Consider the following 22,084-nt stretch of genomic DNA (forward strand, 5'->3'; position numbering starts at 1 on the left):
CCTCCTGTGTTAGTTCAGACTATATTGCAGTTCCTCACTTTGCCGGGGACTTTCAAGAATCCGTTTATATTCAGTCGGAATCACCCTTACAAACTGCCGGATGTACCGGTTCCAATCATCCAGGATCGACTTGGCAACCGGACTATCCGTATATCGTGCATGCCTTCCGATTTGCCGTTTCAGGAACTTGATCTCCTCATGATCCCGGGGCTGTTCGAGCGTCACCAGTTCATGGTTGCAACGGTTGGCGAAATCCTCTCTGTCCTCCGTCAGGATATAAGCAATCCCCCCCGACATGCCGGCTGCAAAGTTATCTCCGACTTCTCCGAGAATGATGGCAGTTCCGCCTGTCATGTATTCACAGCCATGATTACCGGCTCCCTCCACAACGACATGAGCCCCGCTGTTCCTGACACAGAACCGCTCGCCTGCAATTCCACGGATATAGGCTTCGCCGGAAGTGGCGCCATAAAAAGCGGCATTCCCAATGATCACGTTCTGTTCAGCCTGAAATTTTGAAGCGGTTGGAGGATAAATTGCGATCTTGCCTCCCGAAAGCCCTTTTCCGACGTAATCATTGGCTTCGCCTTCCAGGGTAAGGGTCATTCCCTTCGGCACAAATGCACCGAAACTTTGGCCGGCGGAACCTTTGAAATGGAATTGGAGAGTCTCCTCCGCAAGTCCTTTTCCTCCGGTTTTCCGGGTCAGCTCGCTTCCGAGAAGAGTGCCAACCGAGCGGTTGATGTTTCTGATTTTCCGCTCCAGACGAATCGGCTTTCCTTCCTCCAAGCACTGTTGGAAGTCAGGAAGCAACTCTTTGCTGTCCATGGTCTGATCAATGTGATGGTCCTGCTCTTCCTTCGGCAGGCGGATTTCCGTCTGATAGTGAAAGATCGGAGACAAGTCCAGTTTCTTAGCTTTCCAATGTTCGGTTTCTGCCTGGCAGAGAAGATCGGTCCGGCCGATCAGTTCTTCCATCGTCCTGAACCCAAGGCGTGCCATGTACTCCCTGATCTCCTCGGCGAAAAAGTGCATCAGGCGGACAATATCGTCCGCAGTCCCGAGCATGTTTTTCCGGAGCTGTGGGTTTTGTGTGGCTATGCCGACCGGACAGGTATCGAGGTGACAGACCCGCATCATGACGCAACCAAGTGAAACGAGGGGCATCGTGGAAAACCCGTATTCTTCTGCTCCAAGAAGTGCTGCAATGACCACATCACGGCCGCTCATCATCTTTCCGTCTGTTTCAAGGGTGACTTTTTCCCTCAGGCCATTCAATTTGAGTGTCTGATGGGTTTCGGAGAGTCCGATTTCCCATGGCATGCCCGCATGCTTGATGCTTGAACGGGCGGCGGCACCGGTCCCGCCGTCAAAACCGCTGATCATGATCACGTCTGCTTTCGCCTTTGCCACACCTGCCGCAATCGTCCCGACTCCAGCACCGGAGACAAGCTTCACACTGATTCTCGCCTTCGGATTGGTATTTTTCAGATCGTGGATCAGCTGTGCCAAGTCTTCGATCGAGTAAATATCATGATGTGGCGGAGGCGAAATCAGTTCAATTCCCGGAGTGGCCCCTCTCGTCTTTGCCACTTCAATCGTTACTTTGTGTCCGGCAAGCTGGCCGCCTTCACCGGGCTTTGCCCCCTGCGCCATTTTGATCTGGATCTCTTCGCTATTCACTAGATAATGGCTGGTAACCCCGAACCGGCCTGAGGCGACCTGTTTCATTTTGCTGCACTTGGAATCTCCATTGTCCAAAGGGACGAACCGGCCGGGATCTTCTCCGCCTTCCCCGCTGTTGCTCCGGCCTCCGATCCGGTTCATTGCGATGGCGATCGCTTCATGGGCCTCCTTGCTGATCGAACCGTATGACATGGCTCCGGTCTTGAACCTCTTGAAAATCGATTCAACCGGTTCCACTTCCTCAAGCGGTACAGACTCGCCTGACGGTTTGATCTCCATCAGACCGCGGAGTGTCGTCTTCATGCTCAGTTCCTCAGTCAAGAGTCGGCTGTATTTCCTGTAAACTTCATATTCTCCGCTGCGGACGGCCTGCTGAAGCAGATGAATCGTTTTCGGCTGGAACAAGTGAGTTTCACCGCCTGCGCGCCATTGGAAGTCAGATCCGCTTTCAAGAAGCGGTGAGTTCTTCTCCAGCGCCTGTGCGTGCCGAAGCCGGACTTCCTTTTCAAGGTCATCAATCGACAACCCTCCGAGTTTTGAAGGCGTATTCGGGAAGTAGCGGCTGACCACCTCATCGCTCATTCCGATTGCCTCAAATATTTGAGCTCCCATATAGCTGCGCACCGTTGAGATTCCCATCTTGGACATGACTTTCAGTATGCCTTTTGTGATTGATTTCACATAATTGCTTATAGCGAGTTCTTCCGAGATCGATTCTTCCGCGTCTGGAAGCGACTCGAAAACCAAGTATGGACAGATCGCATTGGCTCCGTAGCCAAGAAGCGCTGCAAAATGGTGGACTTCCCGCGCTTCACCGGAATCGACTATCAGGCTGGTTTTGTTGCGGATCCCCTTCCTGATCAGATGGTGATGTACAGCGGATACGGCAAGTAATGATGGAATGGCGGCAAATTTTCCGCTGACATCCCGGTCGCTGAGGATAAGCAGGTTACTTCCTTCTTCCACAACAAGCTCTGCCTGTTCGAACAGATTATCCAGTGCATCTTCCATTTTTCCCGAAAGCGGAAAAACAGTGGAAAGAACGGCTGATGTTAATGCTCCAGAATTCAATGATTCAATCTTGCTCATCCCGACTGGTGTCAGAATTGGGGTCTTGAGGAGAAGATTCTTTCGATCCATATCCTCTGGACAGAGCAGATTGCCGCTGCTTCCAAGCAGTACTTCCATCGAAGTGACCCGTTCTTCCCTAATGGCATCAATCGGCGGATTGGTTACCTGCGCAAATCTCTGTTTAAAATAGTTGAACAGAAGCTGCGGCGCATCGGACAGTACCGCTAAAGGAGCATCGTACCCCATTGAAGCGACAGGCTCGGACCCTGATCGGAACATGGGTTTCAGCACTTTCTCCCATTCTTCGTCGGTATATCCGAAAACAGCCTGCTTTTGGAGAAGTTCACTCTTGTGGCGCACTTTTTTAGGGACATCGGTGCCTTTCAAATTTTCCAATGGGACAATCAAATCATCCGCAAGCTTTTTATAATCTTGCTCTGATGCGATTGATTGTTTGATCTCCTCGTCCTCATAGAGCTTGCCGTTCTCCATGTCCACCAGTATCATCTGGCCGGGCATCAGCCGCTTTTTGGTGAGGATGCAGTCATCAGGGAAGTCCACCACACCCACTTCGGAAGAAAGACAGACAATGTCATCGGATGTAACCACCAGTCGGGCAGGACGCAGACCGTTGCGGTCCAGACGTGCACCGATTGCTTTCCCATCAGTGAATGCCATGGCGGCCGGGCCATCCCATGGTTCCATGAACAGACTGTGATACTGATAAAAGGCTTTTAGTTGTTTATCCATCCGGATGTTTTTCTCCCAGGCTTCGGGCATCATCATAAGCATCGCTTTGGGAAGTGACCAGCCGGAGAGCACAAGGAATTCCAAAGCATTATCAAACATGGCGGAGTCACTGCCGTCCCTGTCGACGATCGGAAGCAGGTCCTCAGCTTCATCTCCCAGGATCTCCATGAACTCCGCTTCCCTGGATTCCATCCAGTTCACATTGCCGTTGATGGTATTGATCTCTCCATTGTGCATGGCAAATCTGTACGGCTGAGCACGATGCCAGCTCGGGAATGTATTCGTGCTGAAACGGTTATGGACCATGGCCATAGCCGACTCGTAAGTCTCATTACTCAGGTCCTGAAAGTAATCCCGCAGTTGACGCGGGAGCAGCAAGCCTTTGTATATCAATGTTCTTGAAGAAAAACTGACCACATAATGGGGCTCGATTTGAGCAGCTTTCAGTTCTTTTTCGATTTTCTTTCTGACCTTGAAGAGATCCCGTTCAAAACGAATATCATCTGGCAGTTCATAAGGCGACTTCACAAACACTTGGCAGATATCCGGTTCGGAATCGACAGCAAGCTGATGCAGGTTTTCTCCACTCGTAGGAACCTCCCGCCAGCCTGCCAACTCAAAATTCGCATCAACGATGATATTGTTAATGATTTCTTCGCATTGATTCCGCAAACTCTTCTCTTTCGGAAGAAAGAACATACCGACTCCGTACTTTCCTTGTTCGAGCACAGGTACTCCCGCTTTTTCCCACTCTGCTCGGAATAATCGGTGAGGAATCTGCGTGAGTATACCTGCACCATCACCGAGCTGGTTGTCGGCACTGCTTCCTCCACGGTGGTCCAGCCGCTCCAGTGCGGTCAAAGCCTGTGTGACAATGGAATGTGACGGTTTTCCCTTAAGATGCGCAAGCACTGCGATTCCGCAGGCATCGTGTTCAAAACGAGGATCATACATCCCTTCGCTGCTTTTCATCCATGAATGATGCATAATTATCCTCCTCCACGAATCATTTTTCGGCTTATTCTTATGTTATTACCTTGAAAAGGAAATGTATTTAGAAGTTTTAGATAAATATTTGCACTTTTTGAACAATAAAATAAGCGAATGATTTTGAATTTGAATCCAAAATCATTCGCTATATTTACATTATAAGTCGTGAAATTTGTCGTAATCTGTTTGTTATTCATGTAAATCTGAACTAAAAATCTAGCTGACATAGAAATAGGCAGCTATGAAAAGCTCTCTGCCTTCCATAGCTGCCTAACCTGAAAAAATGCATCTTTATCTAATCTCAGACGGATTTCTTCCGGTATATTGTTTGAATTGCCTGCTGAAATAATGAAGATCCCGGTATCCTAGAGCATGGGCTGCTTCCGTGACAGTCAGACCCGTAAAATGCAATAGGTGTTCTGCCCGTTTGATCCTGCAGTGGACAACATAAGACTTTACTGTATGCCCGATAATCTGCTTGAACTTTTGGGAGAAATACCGTTCTGACAAGTGAGCCCGCTCAGCAAGGCTCTCAACCGTATGAGGTTCACCCGGGTGTTGTTGGATATAGTTCGCAATCTCCCTGATCGTTTCAGCCAGCCTTCTGCTGCTTATGTCCTGTTCATCCTGCGATTCACAATGTTCTTCTCTAAGCAGATGGATCATGAGTTGCTTCAGAATCAGCTTTCCCTCGATTTCGGCTCCGTATGTCTTCACCAAAAACAGACGGACATACCTGCTCAATAAAGATTCAAAGCTGATCGGGTCAGCCAGTATCCGATGAGAACCCGGAATCAGCCGGGGTTCGTTGACAAGATCAAAATGAATATAGGTCAGAACAAAAGGGTTTTGTGGATTATGAATGGCTTCAGTATCATCGCCAGGACAAAACAGGAAGCAATGCCCTTTTCCCACCTTATAGGACTTTTTGTTCAATACCACTGTTCCTTCACCGCTCCATACATAAAACAGATCATAATTCGGCATGGGATGGTCTCGTTTCTTCCATTTCCAATCTGGCTCGCAGTGAATGGTTGCGAGTGCCGGCTTCAGCAAAAAGTCATCTGGATTTAAATTAAGCATCCCATTCCTCCCAAAAATATCAGCCTGCCTGCTGTTTTCAGATCGACTTGACGTGTTTCTGGTCTGCTGTTTGATCTGGGTTGATTGAAATTCTAATTGACCATTTGTTTTTCTATTATAATATTAAAATCAAATTACTATCAAATCAGAAAGCATATATACAAACTTCAGTATCTTTATGATCAATAAAATGTCATCACATTATTAAGAAAGACTCCGGTAAATAACCGGAGTCCCCATTTCGCCACTGATAATCGTATTATTCTACTGTAACGGACTTGGCCAGATTGCGTGGCTTATCGACGTCACATCCACGGTGAAGAGCTGCGTAGTAGCTGATAAGCTGGAGCGGAATCACAGAAACAAGAGGTGTAAGCATCGGATGAACAGCCGGGATCACGATTCGGTCGCCTTCCTCTTCTATTCCTTCCATCGAGATGATGCACGACTTGGCACCGCGGGCTCCGACTTCTTTGACATTTCCCCGGATATTCGGGCTGACGGCTTCCTGAGTGGCCAGTGCAAAAACAGGCGTGCCTTCTTCGATGAGGGCAATGGTCCCGTGCTTTAATTCCCCTCCTGCGAATCCTTCCGCTTGGATATAGGAAATTTCCTTGAGCTTGAGCGCTCCTTCCAGGCTGACGTGATAATCAAGGCCACGTCCGATAAAGAATGCATTCCGGCTCAGTTCAAGGAAGTCGAAGGAGAGACCTTCCATTTCCTCTTTCCTTACGATCATCGTCTGGACGGCATTCGCAGCGATGCCCAGCTCCTGGATCAGGTCAAAACCGATCTCTTTGCCTTTCGCTTCAGCAGCAAGACTTGCAAGAATGGCGAGTACCGCAACCTGGGCGGTATAGGCTTTAGTCGAAGCCACCGCGATTTCAGGACCGGCATGAAGCAGGACCGTGTGATCCGCTTCGCGAGACAGGGTCGAACCAGGAACATTCGTCACAGTAAGGGACGGATGTCCGAGTTCCTTAACCTTGACGAGAACTTGTCGGCTGTCTGCCGTCTCCCCCGATTGGGAGATGAAGACGAACAGTGGCTTTTCAGACAGGAGCGGCATGTTGTAGCCGAATTCACTGGAGATATGGACTTCGGTTGGGACACCCGCCAGCTTTTCAAAGTATTCCTTCCCGACAAGACCTGCATGGTAGCTTGTTCCGGCAGCGATGACATAAATCCTGTCGGCACCGTTAATCGCTTCGAGTGTTTCCTGCTCGAGGCTGAGATTTCCGTTTTCATCCTGATAGGCCTGTATGATCTTCCTTAGAACAGCAGGCTGTTCGTCGATTTCCTTCAGCATGTAGTGCGGATAGGTACCTTTCTCAATATCAGAAGCATCCAATTCGGCTGTATACGCCTCCCGGCTGACTGTCTCTCCGGATATCGTGCGGATCCGTACATTGTCTTTCGTAACGATTACCATTTCTCCGTCATGCAGCTCGACAAACTGGTCAGTGACCTGAAGCATCGCCATCGCATCGGATGCGACTACATTAAATCCTTCTCCAAGACCGACGAGAAGCGGTGATTTGTTTTTGGCGACAAAGATCGTGTCCGGCTCTTCTTCATCAAGCAGGGCGATTGCATATGAACCGTGAAGCATACCAAGCGCCTCAGCGAACGCCTCTTCCGTTGTCATTCCTTCGAAGACAAACTTGGCGATCAGCTGGACGATGATTTCTGTATCGGTATCTGAGACGAGCTGAACATCTGCCAGTTCCTGACGGCGGAGCTTCTCATAGTTCTCGATAACTCCGTTGTGTACGAGCGTGAAACGGCCGGATACGTCTTGGTGGGGATGAGCGTTTTTCACATTCGGCACACCGTGAGTCGCCCAGCGGGTGTGGCCGATTCCGGTCTGGGCTTCAGTGGAATCATCCACAATGATTCGCAGGTCGGCGATCCGTCCCTTGGATTTGAAGAGAGATACCCCTTCTTCGCCGGCAACGGCAATCCCCGCAGAATCGTATCCGCGGTATTCCAGCTTTTCCAGGCCTCTCAACAGAATTTCCTTGGCATCCAATTCACCGATATAGCCTACAATTCCGCACATATTCAATTCCTCCAATATCAGTCAAAGTCAAATAAGCGTCCTGTTTACCGTTTACAAAACGGCCAGTGGGCGCTGTTCGTGCAAGTTGGATTGATTCCGCACGAGCAGGCAATTCCTGCTCCCGCATGCGGAAATTGATGCCGGCTTTCCCCTCTGTCTCACACAATCACTTGTGTGTTTTGCTGGAAAGCATGACAACCGGACATCACGGTCGGGAGGCATCCGCCGAATTGTCGATGAACCTCCACCTCGTCTGCTGGGACTGTGTTCTGATTTCCCCAGCTCAGGCGCTTTTGATTGTTTTCCGATTTGGGCGTGTCGCCGGTCCTCCTTCGCCTTATTACTGCTTTTGTAATGTATTATACGGAATGTGCTGTTGTCAATTACCTTTTCCTTCAAAATCATTATTTTTATTGCAGAATTCGCGCTGTCCAGTATAAAAAGGCGAGCGATACTGAAGCATGCAGTAATTTACCATATTTACGAAACTTTCCGGAACAGTAACCGTTAATGGTAAGGAGGGATTCAAAAAAACTTAAGTAGCCTATACCACAAACCCGGTCTCCCGAATCCAGAAACCATAAGAGGTCTTCGCTTCGTGGCTGATAACTGATATTGATTGAAATGGAGGAGAAGGAATGGGTTCATACAACGAGCAAATCGGCAGCGCTAATAAAACCGGGCTTACTGGAAAAATGCGGACTGTTTCCAGGTGGAAACTGATTTTGTCGACGTTCACAATAGCATTGATGATTGTGCCGACCAGTTATATGCTGACATTCGCCTATTACGCATTCGGTACGAAGTCCACGACACTGATGGATACTGCCAGTAAAGTCCTTTATCTGACCGAGCCGAACACCGCTTTGGAAGAGATGGAATTTGAGATGGAATTCTCACTGTTTTCGATGGATCTTTCATTTGACCAGTACAAGCAGATCGGCAGTGAACTTTATCCGGTACGCCATTATGATCTTCATTTTGTTCTGGACAATCTTGTGGATAAGAAGATGACCTCAAACCTGGACAGGACACCTCCAAAATACCCGACTCAAACCAATCAGTGGCTCGTCCATCCGGCACAGGGAATGCCGGAATTCAACAGCGGTCACGATTGGCAGGTACTCGCCGGACTGCCGGACGAAACCGTTGTCGAAGCCTACTTGTCATTCAATGATCTTTATAAAGTGATCGATGTTAGAAAAGAGTTCCCCGGCATTGACGTTGTATGGGCAGCCATCTACACCGGCACCGAAGATGAGATGTTGAGTGCGGATGGTGATGTGGTTTCCCCGCTCGGTTACCCGGTACAGCCTGACCGGACATACTGGTCGCCTTTCCGGGATTCAATGTCACACGAAGAGACGTTCCTGCAGCTGCTCAAGGAACTTCAGCCGTACGAGGAACTTGCAGCAGAAGTATCGTCGCATAAAAACCTGAAACTTCAGGAACGAATTGAATTTATCGAGCAAAATGGCTTCACCGCATACGGTGCGGTGATCACCGGACCCAAGCAGGAGGTCGAAGCATTAAAAGATTCGCAAATGATCCGACATATGAAATTGGGTGAGGTGAAATTATGGAATTGAACAAAGTAAAACTTAAATCTTTTCAGGTTCTCGGATGGTTCAGTGTCATCACGGGAATCATTGCGCTGGCGCTTCTTAACATATCCATGCTGTCCGGTTATGATTTGTCATTTATGGAACAGCTGTCATTCTGGATTTCCTCCATACTCATCTCGGGCCTGATTGCGCTTTTCGGCAGGAATAGCCGGTCACTCGGGCTATGGGGTATCGGAATAGCCGTCTACCTGGGAATCTTCACCGCCGTCATCTTTATTCTTGGATGGGTCATTATGCCTTTCCCTTAATCCGAACACGTTGGACAAATCGAAAAAATAAAGAGACTGCAGATCCGGCTGAGGAATTCCTCTTCCGTATCTGCAGTCTTTACGGTTATATGAACTTCCTCTCCGGCCTTTTAGATCTTTCTGATGACGGCTCTCACCGGGCTCCCGTCAGCTCCATGAATGGCAAGCGGCAACGCGATAAATTCGTAATCCCCCGGTTCCGCATCAGCCAGCATCAAATTCTCGACGATATGGATGCCGTTGTCTCCAAGTGAGTGATGGGTCTGCAGTTCCTTGCTGTCCGTCCGGTCCACTGACGGGACATCGATTCCGAGAAGGAAAACTCCTACAGATTTCAAATACGGGCCGATATCGGGCCGCAGCTCGATAAACGACTCCGGAAAAACAAGCGGATTGTTTGTTTCCGATGTTTTCAGGAGAAGACGCCCCGCCCCTTCCAAGTCGTAGCCTTCCAGTTCGTTTTGCCCAAGTGATGTATACATGGTGACATCGATGATCCTTGCCCTGCCGATATAAGTGTTCACGTCCAGTTCATGGAGTTTTTTGCCCGCCTCGTCAAAATGAAATGGTGCGTCCGCATGGGTCCCCATATGCAGGCTCGTCCGGATCTCCCCAATGTTGACCGAGCCGCTCTGTTCCTTCGTAACCCCAAGATCAAAACGGAAAGGCGTGTCTCCCGGCCAGTGGGCCATATCATTCGTAAGCGGCTGAGTTATATCGATCCATCTGCCTGTTTCCATCCGTTTTCCTCCTTTCAGAGCGTTGTCCTCAAATCCCAAAGTTCCGGGAAGAACCGATGGTCAAGCACTTGCCTCAAGTAACCGACACCGGACGACCCTCCCGTACCTTTCTTGAATCCGATGATGCGCTCCACTGTTTTCATATGGCGGAACCGCCATTGCTGGAGCCAGTCTTCCACGTCGACCATTTTTTCCGCCAGCTGGTACAAATCCCAGTAACGGCCGACATCCCGGTAGACCTCTTCCCAGGCCGCCGCGACCGTCGGATCTCCTGCATAAACAACCGAATAGTCCCTGTTCAGCAGGTCTTTATTGATCGGGAAACCGGCCCTGGAAAGTGCCCCGATGGCCGCATCATAGAGACCTGGTTCCACATAAGCCTCTTTTAGTTCGTGGTGGACCTGAACATCTTTTTCATAGATTTTCAGGATGGCTTCCGACTTGTATCCGAGTGCAAACTCGATCAGCCGATATTGGTAGGACTGGAAACCGGAAGCACGTCCCAGACTGTCCCGGAATTCCAGATATTCTGCCGGGGTCATGGTTGACAGCACATCCCATGCCTGGATGATCTGCGATTGTATCTTCGAGACACGTGCCAGCTTTTTGAACGCCGGCTGCATATCGTCTTTTCCGATGTCTTCAATGGAAGACCTGAGCTCATGCAGGATCAGCTTCATCCAGAGTTCACTCACCTGATGAATGATGATGAACAGCATTTCGTCATGGTGCCCGGACAGGCGTTTTTGAGAAGAAAGAATCTGATCAAGTGACAGGTATTCACCATAAGTCATCGATTCCCTGAAGTCCGTATGGATGTCCTTTTCCTGTTCAAGTGCTTTTTTCAGGTCAGAAATTTTCTTGGGCATTGCACGCCCCTCCTTTGTCAGGCGACGATGCCGCGTTTGTTTTCAAACTTCTTGTACGCTTCCTCATCCATGATCTTCTTGAGAATCCGGATGGTTTCATAGACATCCTCGAATGAGTTATAGAGCGCAGCCGGCGCCAGCCGGATACCTTTTGGTGCCCTGAAATCAGGAATGACACCTTCCGCTTTCAGCGCACTGCAGATACGTGCAGCCTCTTCATGCTCCAGATAGACATGGCCTCCCCGGCGCCCATCTTCCCGAGGATTGGCCACCCTGAACCCGTGACCGTCCAACTCCTGGTCAACCAGATCCATCATGAAGCGAGTCAGCTTAAGCGACTTTTCCCGCAGCCGTCCGAGCCCCGCTTCTGCGAAAAGCTCCAGCGAGCCGGCAAGCGGTGCCATACTTAAAATGTTCGGCGTCCCCACCTGATAAGCACCCGCATGCACAGCCGCAGTCATGTCATGTTCCATGTCAAACTGTTTTTCCTTGTCGGAGCCGAACCAGCCGGCAAGTCCGGGAGCCGCCCCAAAATGACGCTCATGGATAAACAAACCGCCAGTTGAACCCGGACCACCATTTAGGTATTTGTAGGTGCACCAGAATGCGAAGTCGGCTCCCCAGTCATGAAGGTCATGCTCCATCGCACCGACCGAATGGCAGAGGTCAAATCCGATCAGGATTCCGTGCCGGTGCGCTGCTTCCGTCAGTGCCGGCATGTTGAGGACCTGGCCGCTCCGGTAAAGGACCGATGGCAGAATGGCGACTGCTATTTCATCCGACATGGCACTAATGATGTCCTCTTCTTCGATCAAATGGCCGTCGCGGCTTTTCACGCTGACCAGATGGAGTTCCGGATCCAGTCCACGAAGTTCCAATTGGCTTTTGATCGCGTAAATATCACTCGGGAAATTAAGTTCGTCCGCTAGGATCTTCGTCTTCTTCCCTTCAGGCCGGAAGAATGTCGCCAGGATCTGATGAAGATTAGACGTGGTCGACCCGGTCACGATGACCTCCTCTGCCTTCGCCCCTACAAACGGTGCCATTTTGGCCGAAAGCTCTTCCGGAAGATAGAACCATGGACGGTCTCCACCCGTCCAGCCGTTGATGCCGTGCGCCTTCCATGAATCCATCAGGCCGATCAGCGCCTGCTCTGCCCGACGGGACATCAGGCCCAGCGAATTTCCGTCCATGTAAATCGTTTCCGGCTGTATGTAGAATTCTTCCCGGAAATCCTTCAGGCTGTCCTGCCGGTCAAGTTCCCTCGCCTCTTCCATAGTCCTCTTCGCCATATCATGGCCCCCTTTGCTGTTTACTCCGACTGTACGGCAATGCCAGAAACCTTGCAAGCGCTTTCCGCAATAATGGCTAGTTTTTGAAGATATAATTGTACTCGAATCTTTAGAAAATTACCGTGAGATTTAGCTTTATCCGTGATAGAATAAAACCATTCAATTTCAAAAAAAGGTCGTGTTATGGATGCCAGCTACAAATGAACGGACTAAATTGCTCCACGTGGAGGATATTCTGATCGCCTACCAGAAGCTGAAGGAAGTCGTTGCACATACGCCCCTACAGCTGAATAAACGGCTTTCCGAAAAATACGGCTGCCGGATATACATCAAGCGCGAAGACCTTCAGCACGTCCGGTCGTTCAAGCTCCGGGGCGCCTACTACAAGATCAAATCTGTCGAGAACGAAGCCCGCGAAAAAGGCGTCGTCTGTGCAAGTGCAGGAAACCACGCCCAGGGCGTCGCCTATGCATGTGCCGAACTCGGCATTGAAGGCAAGATTTTCATGCCTCAGACCACGCCGAAGCAGAAGATCAACCAGGTGAAAATGTTCGGCCGTGACCAGGTCGAGATCATCCTGACCGGTGATACGTTCGACGAGTCCTCTGCCCAGGCACTTGCCTATAAAGAGGAGCACGGCCAGCTGTTCATCCATCCGTTCGATGATCCGGTCCTGATGGCCGGCCAGGGAACGGTCGCAGTCGAGATCCTGAATGACATCGAAGAACCTGCCGACTTCGTATTCGCATCCATCGGCGGCGGAGGGCTTATGTCCGGACTTGCCACCTATATGAAGAATGTCTCTCCGCAGACAAAAATGATCGGTGTGGAGCCGGCGGGCGCCGCCAGCATGAAAGCTTCCATTGAGAGCGGACAGGTTACTCCGCTCGCTTCCATCGATAAGTTCGTCGACGGGGCTGCTGTACAGACACCGGGATCCCTCACTTATGAGATCTGCAGCGAATATGTGGACGACATCCTTCCTATTCCGGAAGGCAAAGTGTGTACGGCTATCCTTGACCTGTACAATGAACATGCCATTGTGGCAGAGCCTGCCGGTGCACTGCCGATTGCGGCGCTGGATGAATACAAGGATGAAATCAAAGGCAAAACCGTGGTCTGTGTGATCAGCGGCGGAAACAATGACATCAGCCGCATGCAGGAAATCAGGGAAAAGTCCCTGATCCATGAAGGGCTCCTCCACTACTTCATTCTTGACTTCCCGCAGCGTGCGGGCGCACTCCGCCAGTTCCTGGACAATGTGCTTGGTCCCGATGATGATATCACGACGTTTGAATACACAAAGAAAAATAACAAAGAAAGCGGGCCGGCGATTGTCGGCATCGAGATCAAACACCCCGAAGACTACACAGGCCTGATCGAACGCATGACCACCCTCGGCTTCCCTTATAAAGAACTGAATAAAGACAGCTACCTTTTCGGCCTGCTGATCTGATTCCATTGCTGTCCGGCGCTGCCGGACAGTTTTTTTCGGTTCATCCGGTCAGTCCTGTTCAAGTTTGTTTTTGACGAGTGCCATGTCTTCGAGAAAGAGTTTATAGAGATTGGGGCGGCGCCTGACCGCCAAGGGATGGTAGGCAACGGTCGTCTCATAACCGTTTACTCTATGCCAACTGCCCCGCAGTCCTTTCACATCCAGTTCGGGGTTCCCGAAAAACGATTGCACGGCGACATTTCCGAGGCAGAGGATAAGATCCGGCCGGTAAGTCTCCAGTTGTTCGTCCAGATGGCGCCGCATGCAAATGTCCCTCGCTTGTTCCTTGTCGTATTTCCGGACCGGCTTGCGTTTCAAGATATAGGTCACATAAAACAGCTTGTCGTCCAATCCGGTTTCAGCGATGGCCTGCTGGAAGGTCTGCCGGGTACCGCAGACAAACGGATCCCCCTCCCGGTCCTCCCGGGCACCCGGGTTGTCGAGAATCACCATTATAGGCGCCTCCGGGTTCCCTTCTCCCCATACCATCCTCGTCCCGTGCCGGTCAAGCCCGCACTCCCTGTAATCCCGTTCACTTGCAGGAGCCGGATCCTCCGGCCAGATTCGGGGGCAAAATGGCATTTTTCATCACCTTCCCGTTCGTGTAAAGTACCTATAACGGACTTTTATATATAAACATTGCCCTGAAGGAGTGTCGTCATGCCATCGGTCAGCCAAGAATTCATCCGAATCATCCATGCCAATGAAAACAATCTGAAAAATGTCTCAGTGGACCTGCCAAAAAAGAAAATCACCGTTTTCACCGGTGTCTCCGGTTCCGGCAAGTCTTCGCTCTGTCTGAATACAATCGCTGCCGAGTCCCGACGCGAGCTGAATGAAACGTTTCCCAGCTTCGTCCAGCAGTATCTTCCGAAGTACGGAAGGCCCCGGGTCGGCAGGATCGAGAATCTGCCCGTGACAATAATCCTCGACCAGAAAAAGCCCGGCCAAAATTCGCGGTCGACCGTCGGGACATATACGGATATCTACGCCCAGCTCCGACTGCTCTATTCCCGTGTCGGCCGGCCGTTCATCGGCTATTCCGACGCATTTTCCTTTAACCACCCGTCGGGCATGTGCCCGCGCTGCGAAGGCATCGGCGAAGTGACGGACCTGGATGTCCACCGGCTGATCGATTTCGATAAGTCGCTGAATGACGAGGGAGTCATCAATTTCCCGGCCTTTACCACGGGGGCCTGGCGGTGGAAGCGGTATGCCTACAGCGGCCTGTTCGACCTGGACAAGAAAATCCGGGACTACTCACCTGAGGAATTGGATCTGTTCCTTTACTCCCCACAGATCAAATTGAAGAACCCGCCGGCTAACTGGCCCAAATCCGCCAAGTTCGAAGGGATCGTCCCGCGCATGTACCGGAGCGTCATCACCCAGAAGGAAGGCAAACGCCACCAGAAGCTGCTTGACCAAATGGTGTCGACATACAAGTGCCCGGAATGCGGCGGCACCCGGGTCAACGAAAAAGTACGGAGCTGCAGAATCGACGGCAATAGCATTGCGGACGTGGTGGCAATGTCCATAGATGAGTCCGTCCAGTTTATCCGGTCCATCACCGACCCGATTGCAAACGAGCTTAAGAAAGAGCTGGAACTCCGACTTTGCGCACTTGTCGACATCGGTCTCGGGTACCTGACGCTCAGCCGCGGTGTCAGCACCCTGTCAGGAGGAGAAGCGCAGCGGACGAAGATCGCGAAGTATATCAACTCCTCGCTTTCCGATATGGTGTACGTGTTCGACGAGCCTAGTGCCGGCCTTCACCACTCGGATATCAGACGCCTGAGCAAGTCGCTGATGAGGCTTCGTGACCACGGCAATACCGTACTGATTGTCGAGCACCATCCCGAAATCATCAAACTGGCCGATCACATCATCGATATGGGTCCGCATGCCGGTGAACATGGAGGTGAGGTCGTATTCACCGGGAGCTATCCGGACCTCTTGGCATCGGATACGCTTACCGGACGGTCCCTGCGGCATTCCGTTCCGCTGAACAACAGACCCCGGACGCCAGCAGGATGGCACCGCCTGGAAAAAGCTGCGCTGCACAATCTGAATGATGTCACGGTCGATTTCCCTCTCGGCGTGCTTACAGTGATCGCCGGCGTGGCCGGGTCCGGCAAAAGTTCACTGATGCAGCTGTTTGAGCAGGATTGGACAGGTCCGATTGTCTCCATCAGCCAGAACGCCATCGGCGCCACGTCCCGCTCGACGCCTGCAACTTATCTGGACATTTCCGATGCCATTCGGAAGCGGTTTGCCCGACAAACCGGGCAGGCAGCCTCCCTCTTCAGCTTTAATTCCAAGGGGGCCTGCCCTGCATGCGGAGGCAAGGGCATCATCGTCACCGGCATGCACTTCATGGATCCGATCGAGACGGTCTGTGAAGTGTGTGACGGCACCCGGTATGCCCCGGAAGTCCTTCAGTACCGGGTGGACGGACAGTCGATTGCCGATGTGATGGGAATGTCTGTAAAGGAAGCGGTCAGTTTCTTCGAAGAGGAACCGTTTAAGAAACAGCTCATTTCTCTGGATCGTGTCGGGCTCGGCTATATCCGCCTGAACCAATCGATGTCGACTCTTTCAGGCGGTGAATTGCAGCGGGTAAAACTGGCGAGCCACCTGAATGAGAAAGGCACCGTTTTTATCATGGACGAACCGACAGAGGGTCTCCATACCGATGATACGCTGAAGCTGATGGACCTCTTTCATCAGCTCGTTGATGAAGGAAACAGCCTGTTTTTGGTCGAGCACCGGCTGGATGTTATCAAGCAGGCTGACTATCTGATCGAACTGGGTCCCGGAGGAGGCAATGCAGGAGGCAATATCCTCTTCACGGGACCACCCGGAGAGCTTCTGAAAAGCAGCAAATCCGTCACCAGGCCGTATGTCGAGGAAAACCTGCAACATTGATAGGCCAAATAGAAAAATCGGACCTTCGAAAAAACTGAAGGTCCGATTTTTTAACTTTTACATCAGGCCGACCGCATGTCCTTCACGGTCAATGTCCATGCGCATGGCGGCAGGTTCCTTCGGCAGGCCCGGCATCGTCATGATATCGCCTGTCAGACAGACGATGAATCCGGCACCGAGTTTTGGGATCAGTTCACGGATGGTGATCGTGAATCCTTCCGGACGTCCGAGGACTGTTGGATCATCCGTGAACGAGTACTGGGTCTTCGCCATGCAGACCGGCAGGATGTCCCAGCCCCGCTGCCTGATTTCGGCCAGTTGCTTTTGTGCACGGTCTGTAAAATGCACCCCTGCTCCGCCGTATACTTTTGTCACGATAGCTGCCACTTTGTCCTCGAAAGCATCCAATTCATCATACACCGGGGCGAATTGGTTGCCTTCTCCGATTTGTTCAAGGACGAGCCTGGCCACATCAGTACCGCCCTGACCGCCCCGTGCCCATACATCGGCTACCGCGGCCCGCACACCGTTTTCAAGGCAAAAACCGAGGATCGTTTCGATTTCTTCCTCTGTATCGGTGATGAAACGGTTCAGTGCCACGACAGGCTCGATACCGAACGCCCGGATCGTGTCGATATGCTTTGCCAGGTTCGGAAGTCCCTCGGCGACGGCAAGCGCATTGGAGGCGGAAAGGTCTGTTTTCGGAATGCCGCCGTGCATCTTCAGTGCCCGTACGGTCGCGACAATGACGACTGCATCCGGCTTAAAATCCCCCTGCCGCGCTTTGATATCCATAAACTTTTCCGCACCCAGATCGGAACCGAAACCGGCTTCCGTGACCACGATGTCCGCCAGCTGTTTCGCAGTCAAGGTGGCGGCAAGCGAGTTGCAGCCGTGTGCGATGTTGGCAAACGGGCCGCCGTGGATCAGCGCCGGGGTCCCCCCGATCGTCTGGACAAGGTTCGGCTTAAACGCCTCTTTCAGCAAAAGGGTCAATGCCCCTTCGGCACCTAGGTCACGGACAGTCACCGGTTCTCTCCCGTACGTATAGCCGATGACGATGCGCGCAAGCCGTTCTTTCAGGTCATCCAGGGACTTTGCCAGACAGAAGACAGCCATGATTTCAGAGGCGACGGTGATGTCGAATCCGTCTTCTCTCGGAATGCCGCCTGACGGGCCGCCGAGCCCGACGGTCACATGACGGAGCGCCCGGTCATTCATATCCAGTACCCGCTTCCAGGTGATCCTTCTGGGATCGATACCGAGTGAATTGCCCTGATGAAGATGGTTGTCAATCAAAGCGGAAAGCGCGTTATTGGCCGTTGTGATCGCATGGATATCTCCGGTGAAGTGAAGGTTAATGTCCTCCATCGGCAGGACCTGCGAATAGCCGCCGCCTGCCGCTCCTCCTTTCATTCCCATGACCGGACCGAGCGACGGTTCCCGCAAAGCGACCATCGTTTTCTCACCCAGCAGAGAAAATGCATCGGCAAGACCGACCGTTACCGTCGACTTTCCTTCACCCGCCGGAGTCGGGCTGATCGCCGTCACGAGCACGACCTTTCCTTCCGCATCGTTAGGAGAAAGCTTGTCCACATCGATCTTTCCTTTGAATCGGCCGTATGGTTCCAATGCCTCTTCAGGTATTCCTGCCTTTTCTGCAATCTCTCCGATCGGTTTCATCTCGGCACGGCTTGCGATTTCCAAATCAGTCAGCGGTGTTGTTGTCTTCATCACTGTCTCCCCTTCCGGGCTGTTGTTATCTTCATTATACTGCCCGGAAAGACACGCCGTCTTCAGACTTCTTACAAAAGAATGACACCTAAACTTTTCCCTGCGCATGGAATGAAGAAAACAGAGAGGATGATACCGATTCCATTCGAACTTCCTGTGCAGATTGTTTCCCATCCGATCCGGATGGCAACTCCCGAAATCGATCTGGTATATCCGCAGGTCACCGGTCTGGCCAACCCATCAGCCCAGACTGCGATCAATCTGGAGATCGTCACTGAGTTCGCTCTGCTTGTGCAGCAGCTTGGCTATGGAAATCAAAATCTGGTTGAGATGACCGGCTACTATGAGGTGAAGACGAATGAACGGGGCGTGCTCAGCCTTCTTCTCGTCGTCTATTCCTTCACGGGCGGGGCTCACGGCCTGACGCTTGCCAAAGGATTGACCTTTGACGTCCACACCGGAAGGCGATATCGCCTTGGAGATCTTTTTAAACCGGACAGCGGATATACAAAGGTGCTGTCCGGTTTTATCGGTGAATGGATCGAACAATGGGAAGTCCCGGTTCTTGAACCGTTTGAGTCGATTTCACCTGACCAGGACTTTTATCTGGCCGACCATTCCCTCACTTTGTTTTTCCAGTTATATGAGCTCACTCCGTATGTTTACGGCTTCCCCTATTTTCCGATTGCGCTGAAATCACTGGAGTCTATTATCGCAGATCCCAGTCCGGCAGCGACACTCCTCCCATTTTAAAAAAGCTCCGATCCCCGACCGGGGACTGGAGCTTTTTCTCAGTATTTATTGTGATACCATGCGGCAGCAGCCTGAATTTCCGACTGGGTCAATGAGTGACCGAAGTTTTCCCAATGGACATGGACATCTGCGCCCGCGCTTTCCAGAAGGCCCTTCAGATCTTTTGCTTCATCCATCGGACAGATCGGATCATTGGTGCCCGCGCCGATAAAGACGGATGTTCCATCCAATGACGGAAGTCCTTTATCACGGACCGGAACCATCGGATGGTGGAGGATTGCGCCCTTCAGGGCATCAGCGTAATGGAACATCAGGCTTGCCGCGATGTTAGCCCCGTTCGAGTAACCGACTGCAATCACGTTATTCCGGTCGAATCCGTAGTCTTCTGCAGCTTTATTGATGAATGTATTCAGGTCTTCCGTACGTTTGACCAAGTCTTCCAGGTCGAACACGCCTTCCGCCAGCCGCCTGAAAAACCGTGGCATGCCATTTTCAAGAACCTCGCCCCTGACACTCAGGATTCCGCCATCCGGATCGATAAAATTACCGATAGGGAGCAGGTCATTTTCTGTTCCTCCGGTTCCATGCAAGAGTAAAAGCGTCGGTCGGTTAGCTTTACCTTCCTTATAGATATGCTTCAATCGGATCCCTACTTTCTTTATCTCGAATTAAAGATAATAGTAACAGGTTTTATCCTGCATGGAAAGTCAGTTGTTTTATCGAAAATAAAAACCGTAAAAAAGTATGCACGAAATGTTTACTCCAATTCCTGCCGGGTAAATAAACAGTACAAGGCGAACACCGCTGGATGCATCGGTACGATTGATGCCAAAGGCGGAGAACTGCACAGCCTTGGCGGAAAATTTGCTTTATGTGACGTAGATCTATTCTCGTCAGCGCCGCATGATCCGTGTCGGCCGGACCGAATATCCGCAAGACGAATCATCAAAAGGATGATGGATCATGGAAACCAGGAGGACAAAAAAATAGGCAGATTGAAGTAGATATCTGCCGGTGCGATTGACCGGAGTGAATCCGGACAGCTATGCAATGGACTCAGGGGATGGTAGACAATGGACACCAGGAGGACACAAGAAAACCCGCCTAAACGGGCTTAGGTTTTCGCAAAGAACGAACGGATCGATTTTCCGTACAATCCTTGCACGTGACTCAGGAGATGGTGCCGATGGAAACCCGGAGGTCCGACAGGGACTGCGGCGGACAGTAAGTTTTTTGTGAAAGTGCATTTGACAGCCTGACTGCAACTTGGGTGGTCAACCGACTTGACACCTTTGCCGGAAAGGCGACGGCAGTTTGGCCGATCCTGCAACAGACGAGATGGATCACTTCTTCGTCAGAGCAGTATCTGAATCAGCAAGTTTTCCGTTTGCAGGGAAACCGCCCGATCGATGGATCGGGCGGTTTCTCCTTTTTTTATTTCTGAAGAAATGTTTCAGGCATAACCACCGCTACGACTTCACCTGTTACACAGACTTCCCCGTCTGCTTCAACTTCAACAAGCACCTTGAACTTTTTCGGGTGGATTTCCTCCACTCGGCCGGTCGCCTTCAGGAGCTTTCCGTGAGGTGTCGGTTTTTTGAAGTCAACATGGAGCGAAGCAGTGACGAATCTTGGCGGGTCCTCTCCGTCTCCCGGTTCGTGGCCGTTTTTTCTGTGCAGCGCCAAAGATGCAGAGCCTGTGCCGTGGCAGTCGATCATGGAGGCAATCACACCCCCGTAGACAAACCCCGGAAGAGCCAGCTCATCTTCCGCAGGGTCGTAGTAGGTGACTGTTACGTCCCCTTCCCAACCCGTCCGAAAATGATGGCCCTTTGCATTACGCCTTCCGCACCCGTAGCAACAGGCGAAATCGTCCGGATACTCATCCTGGATGGCATGGATGATTTCTTTTGCTTCTCGCACCATCTAAATCCCTCCTATTTCCCCATTATCTTCTTCCCCTCTTCGACAGCTTTTCCGGATTTCCTGCTAGCAAATTAAGAGACAGGGAAGGAATAGGGTCGCAGGAAGAGCTTTGTTGGCCACGCATCGCTTTTGGCCACAGATGCATTTACTGAGATTGCTTAGCTGTACCTCGTATGATTACCAAACGTCCAAAGGTGTAAGACACACTAATGTGTGTTAAATCAACTGAAATTGAGTTTAGTTAACATTAAATTCGGTTTCATCAGTGATTAAATTCCAAATACTTCTGTCTATACAGTTGCTAATAGACAAACAAAAACCAGGCAAAGAAAAACATTTTGCTTTTCTTTGCCTGTTATTAAAAAACTCAATTTACTTTCTGATAAGTTCTGGCGTTTAACCAAGTATGTCTTATGATTTGATAAACAACTAAGACCCCTACTATAAAGCTTGGTCCTAAAAGTTGTTGAGTCAGATTAAATACCGCAGTGTCGATATACAACGCCAACAACCATCCGACGATCAAAAAAACGACTTGAGTTAATGCACTTACAATTAGAATTTTTTTAAGAAATTCCTGATTTTTTATCATAAGCCAAACTGCAACAGTAATAATATAAATTGACAATGCGAATTCAATATAAACAGTCCAGTTGTTTAATGTGTTAAGTTCCATATAAGCAACGTTGGCTTTCAGTTGGTTACTGGCCCACTGATTTCTAATCGCTTCCTTGTAGAGTTCTAATCCTATAAAGAGACCATTTAAAATAACGAGAAAGCTCACAAACAGGCCTATTAATCTGTTATTATTCATTAAGCGGACTCTCCCCTCTAT

At 50.7% G+C, this 22,084-nt stretch carries 16 protein-coding genes; 5 read left to right on the forward strand and 11 right to left on the reverse strand.

Annotated features, from left to right (window positions below; translation table 11 throughout):
- Positions 1-9: 9 nt before the first annotated feature.
- From gltB to glmS, 3 genes are all read right to left on the reverse strand, one after another.
- Positions 10-4,494 carry a glutamate synthase large subunit gene (gene gltB, locus BMX91_RS07615; protein ID WP_092051734.1) on the reverse strand — a complete coding sequence of 1,495 codons (4,485 nt, stop codon included), beginning with the start codon at positions 4,492-4,494 and terminating at the stop codon, positions 10-12.
- A 294-nt stretch (positions 4,495-4,788) separates the two neighbouring features.
- Positions 4,789-5,580 carry a helix-turn-helix domain-containing protein gene (locus tag BMX91_RS07620; RefSeq protein ID WP_092051736.1) on the reverse strand — a complete coding sequence of 264 codons (792 nt, stop codon included), beginning with the start codon at positions 5,578-5,580 and terminating at the stop codon, positions 4,789-4,791.
- A 259-nt stretch (positions 5,581-5,839) separates the two neighbouring features.
- Positions 5,840-7,642, reverse strand: a complete 1,803-nt coding sequence (gene glmS / locus BMX91_RS07625; protein ID WP_092051738.1) for a glutamine--fructose-6-phosphate transaminase (isomerizing) — start codon at positions 7,640-7,642, stop codon at positions 5,840-5,842.
- Between the two features lie 638 nt (positions 7,643-8,280).
- Between glmS and BMX91_RS07630 the strand changes: the two genes are divergently transcribed.
- On the forward strand, positions 8,281-9,231 hold the full coding sequence (locus BMX91_RS07630) for an anti-sigma factor (RefSeq protein WP_092051740.1): 951 nt from the start codon (positions 8,281-8,283) through the stop codon (positions 9,229-9,231).
- On the forward strand, positions 9,222-9,515 hold the full coding sequence (locus tag BMX91_RS07635) for a hypothetical protein (protein ID WP_092051742.1): 294 nt from the start codon (positions 9,222-9,224) through the stop codon (positions 9,513-9,515). The genes BMX91_RS07630 and BMX91_RS07635 overlap by 10 nt, the downstream gene beginning before the upstream one ends.
- A gap of 110 nt (positions 9,516-9,625) precedes the next feature.
- Here the strand turns inward: BMX91_RS07635 and kynB are convergent, their stop codons facing one another.
- Genes kynB through kynU form a run of 3 tightly spaced genes read right to left on the reverse strand, consistent with a single transcriptional unit; the run spans position 9,626 to position 12,416 of the window.
- Positions 9,626-10,255 (reverse strand): arylformamidase, encoded by a 630-nt coding sequence (gene kynB / locus BMX91_RS07640; RefSeq protein WP_092051745.1) that lies wholly within the window; start codon positions 10,253-10,255, stop codon positions 9,626-9,628.
- Between the two features lie 14 nt (positions 10,256-10,269).
- A complete protein-coding gene (gene kynA, locus BMX91_RS07645; RefSeq protein WP_092051748.1) occupies positions 10,270-11,124 on the reverse strand; it encodes a tryptophan 2,3-dioxygenase in 855 nt (284 codons plus the stop codon).
- A 17-nt stretch (positions 11,125-11,141) separates the two neighbouring features.
- Complete coding sequence (kynU, locus tag BMX91_RS07650; RefSeq protein ID WP_092051751.1) at positions 11,142-12,416, reverse strand: kynureninase; 1,275 nt, start codon at positions 12,414-12,416, stop codon at positions 11,142-11,144.
- Positions 12,417-12,603: 187 nt separating this feature from the next.
- Between kynU and ilvA the strand changes: the two genes are divergently transcribed.
- Positions 12,604-13,872, forward strand: a complete 1,269-nt coding sequence (gene ilvA / locus BMX91_RS07655) for a threonine ammonia-lyase IlvA (protein WP_008299634.1) — start codon at positions 12,604-12,606, stop codon at positions 13,870-13,872.
- A 48-nt stretch (positions 13,873-13,920) separates the two neighbouring features.
- On the opposite strand, the gene BMX91_RS07660 is transcribed toward ilvA, so the two are convergent.
- Positions 13,921-14,493: a uracil-DNA glycosylase gene (locus tag BMX91_RS07660; protein ID WP_177168314.1), complete on the reverse strand. Its 573-nt coding sequence runs from the start codon at positions 14,491-14,493 to the stop codon at positions 13,921-13,923.
- A 78-nt stretch (positions 14,494-14,571) separates the two neighbouring features.
- Between BMX91_RS07660 and BMX91_RS07665 the strand changes: the two genes are divergently transcribed.
- On the forward strand, positions 14,572-16,836 hold the full coding sequence (locus BMX91_RS07665; RefSeq protein WP_092051754.1) for an ATP-binding cassette domain-containing protein: 2,265 nt from the start codon (positions 14,572-14,574) through the stop codon (positions 16,834-16,836).
- 57 nt (positions 16,837-16,893) lie between these two features.
- Here BMX91_RS07665 and BMX91_RS07670 read toward each other — a convergent pair whose 3' ends face one another.
- Positions 16,894-18,570 (reverse strand): formate--tetrahydrofolate ligase, encoded by a 1,677-nt coding sequence (locus tag BMX91_RS07670; RefSeq protein ID WP_092051756.1) that lies wholly within the window; start codon positions 18,568-18,570, stop codon positions 16,894-16,896.
- A 129-nt stretch (positions 18,571-18,699) separates the two neighbouring features.
- Here BMX91_RS07670 and BMX91_RS07675 point away from each other — a divergent pair, with 129 nt between their 5' ends.
- Positions 18,700-19,323, forward strand: coding sequence for a DUF3298 and DUF4163 domain-containing protein (locus BMX91_RS07675; RefSeq protein ID WP_245744328.1), 624 nt, complete (start codon positions 18,700-18,702; stop codon positions 19,321-19,323).
- Between the two features lie 38 nt (positions 19,324-19,361).
- Here the strand turns inward: BMX91_RS07675 and BMX91_RS07680 are convergent, their stop codons facing one another.
- From BMX91_RS07680 to BMX91_RS07690, 3 genes are all read right to left on the reverse strand, one after another.
- Positions 19,362-19,964 carry an alpha/beta hydrolase gene (locus BMX91_RS07680; protein WP_092051762.1) on the reverse strand — a complete coding sequence of 201 codons (603 nt, stop codon included), beginning with the start codon at positions 19,962-19,964 and terminating at the stop codon, positions 19,362-19,364.
- A 793-nt stretch (positions 19,965-20,757) separates the two neighbouring features.
- Entirely contained in the window at positions 20,758-21,249 is a 492-nt protein-coding gene (locus tag BMX91_RS07685; RefSeq protein WP_092051764.1) for a PaaI family thioesterase, read from the reverse strand.
- Positions 21,250-21,616: 367 nt separating this feature from the next.
- Entirely contained in the window at positions 21,617-22,063 is a 447-nt protein-coding gene (locus tag BMX91_RS07690; protein WP_092051766.1) for a hypothetical protein, read from the reverse strand.
- Between the last annotated feature and the right edge of the window lie 21 nt (positions 22,064-22,084).

This window comes from Bhargavaea ginsengi (assembly GCF_900109165.1).
In the GTDB taxonomy this organism is placed as follows: domain Bacteria; phylum Bacillota; class Bacilli; order Bacillales_A; family Planococcaceae; genus Bhargavaea; species Bhargavaea ginsengi.

Excerpts from the sequence above, each read along its gene's own strand:
- BMX91_RS07685 (WP_092051764.1), bottom strand. The coding sequence starts at position 21,249 with ATGGTGCGAGAAGCAAAAGAAATCATCCATGCCATCCAGGATGAGTAT.
- BMX91_RS07670 (WP_092051756.1), bottom strand. The coding sequence starts at position 18,570 with ATGAAGACAACAACACCGCTGACTGATTTGGAAATCGCAAGCCGTGCC.
- BMX91_RS07620 (WP_092051736.1), bottom strand. The coding sequence starts at position 5,580 with ATGCTTAATTTAAATCCAGATGACTTTTTGCTGAAGCCGGCACTCGCA.
- BMX91_RS07660 (WP_177168314.1), bottom strand. The coding sequence starts at position 14,493 with ATGCCATTTTGCCCCCGAATCTGGCCGGAGGATCCGGCTCCTGCAAGT.
- BMX91_RS07635 (WP_092051742.1), top strand. The coding sequence starts at position 9,222 with ATGGAATTGAACAAAGTAAAACTTAAATCTTTTCAGGTTCTCGGATGG.
- BMX91_RS07675 (WP_245744328.1), top strand. The coding sequence starts at position 18,700 with ATGATACCGATTCCATTCGAACTTCCTGTGCAGATTGTTTCCCATCCG.
- kynB (WP_092051745.1), bottom strand. The coding sequence starts at position 10,255 with ATGGAAACAGGCAGATGGATCGATATAACTCAGCCGCTTACGAATGAT.
- BMX91_RS07630 (WP_092051740.1), top strand. The coding sequence starts at position 8,281 with ATGGGTTCATACAACGAGCAAATCGGCAGCGCTAATAAAACCGGGCTT.
- BMX91_RS07665 (WP_092051754.1), top strand. The coding sequence starts at position 14,572 with ATGCCATCGGTCAGCCAAGAATTCATCCGAATCATCCATGCCAATGAA.
- BMX91_RS07690 (WP_092051766.1), bottom strand. The coding sequence starts at position 22,063 with ATGAATAATAACAGATTAATAGGCCTGTTTGTGAGCTTTCTCGTTATT.
- ilvA (WP_008299634.1), top strand. The coding sequence starts at position 12,604 with ATGCCAGCTACAAATGAACGGACTAAATTGCTCCACGTGGAGGATATT.
- glmS (WP_092051738.1), bottom strand. The coding sequence starts at position 7,642 with ATGTGCGGAATTGTAGGCTATATCGGTGAATTGGATGCCAAGGAAATT.
- gltB (WP_092051734.1), bottom strand. The coding sequence starts at position 4,494 with ATGCATCATTCATGGATGAAAAGCAGCGAAGGGATGTATGATCCTCGT.
- kynU (WP_092051751.1), bottom strand. The coding sequence starts at position 12,416 with ATGGCGAAGAGGACTATGGAAGAGGCGAGGGAACTTGACCGGCAGGAC.
- kynA (WP_092051748.1), bottom strand. The coding sequence starts at position 11,124 with ATGCCCAAGAAAATTTCTGACCTGAAAAAAGCACTTGAACAGGAAAAG.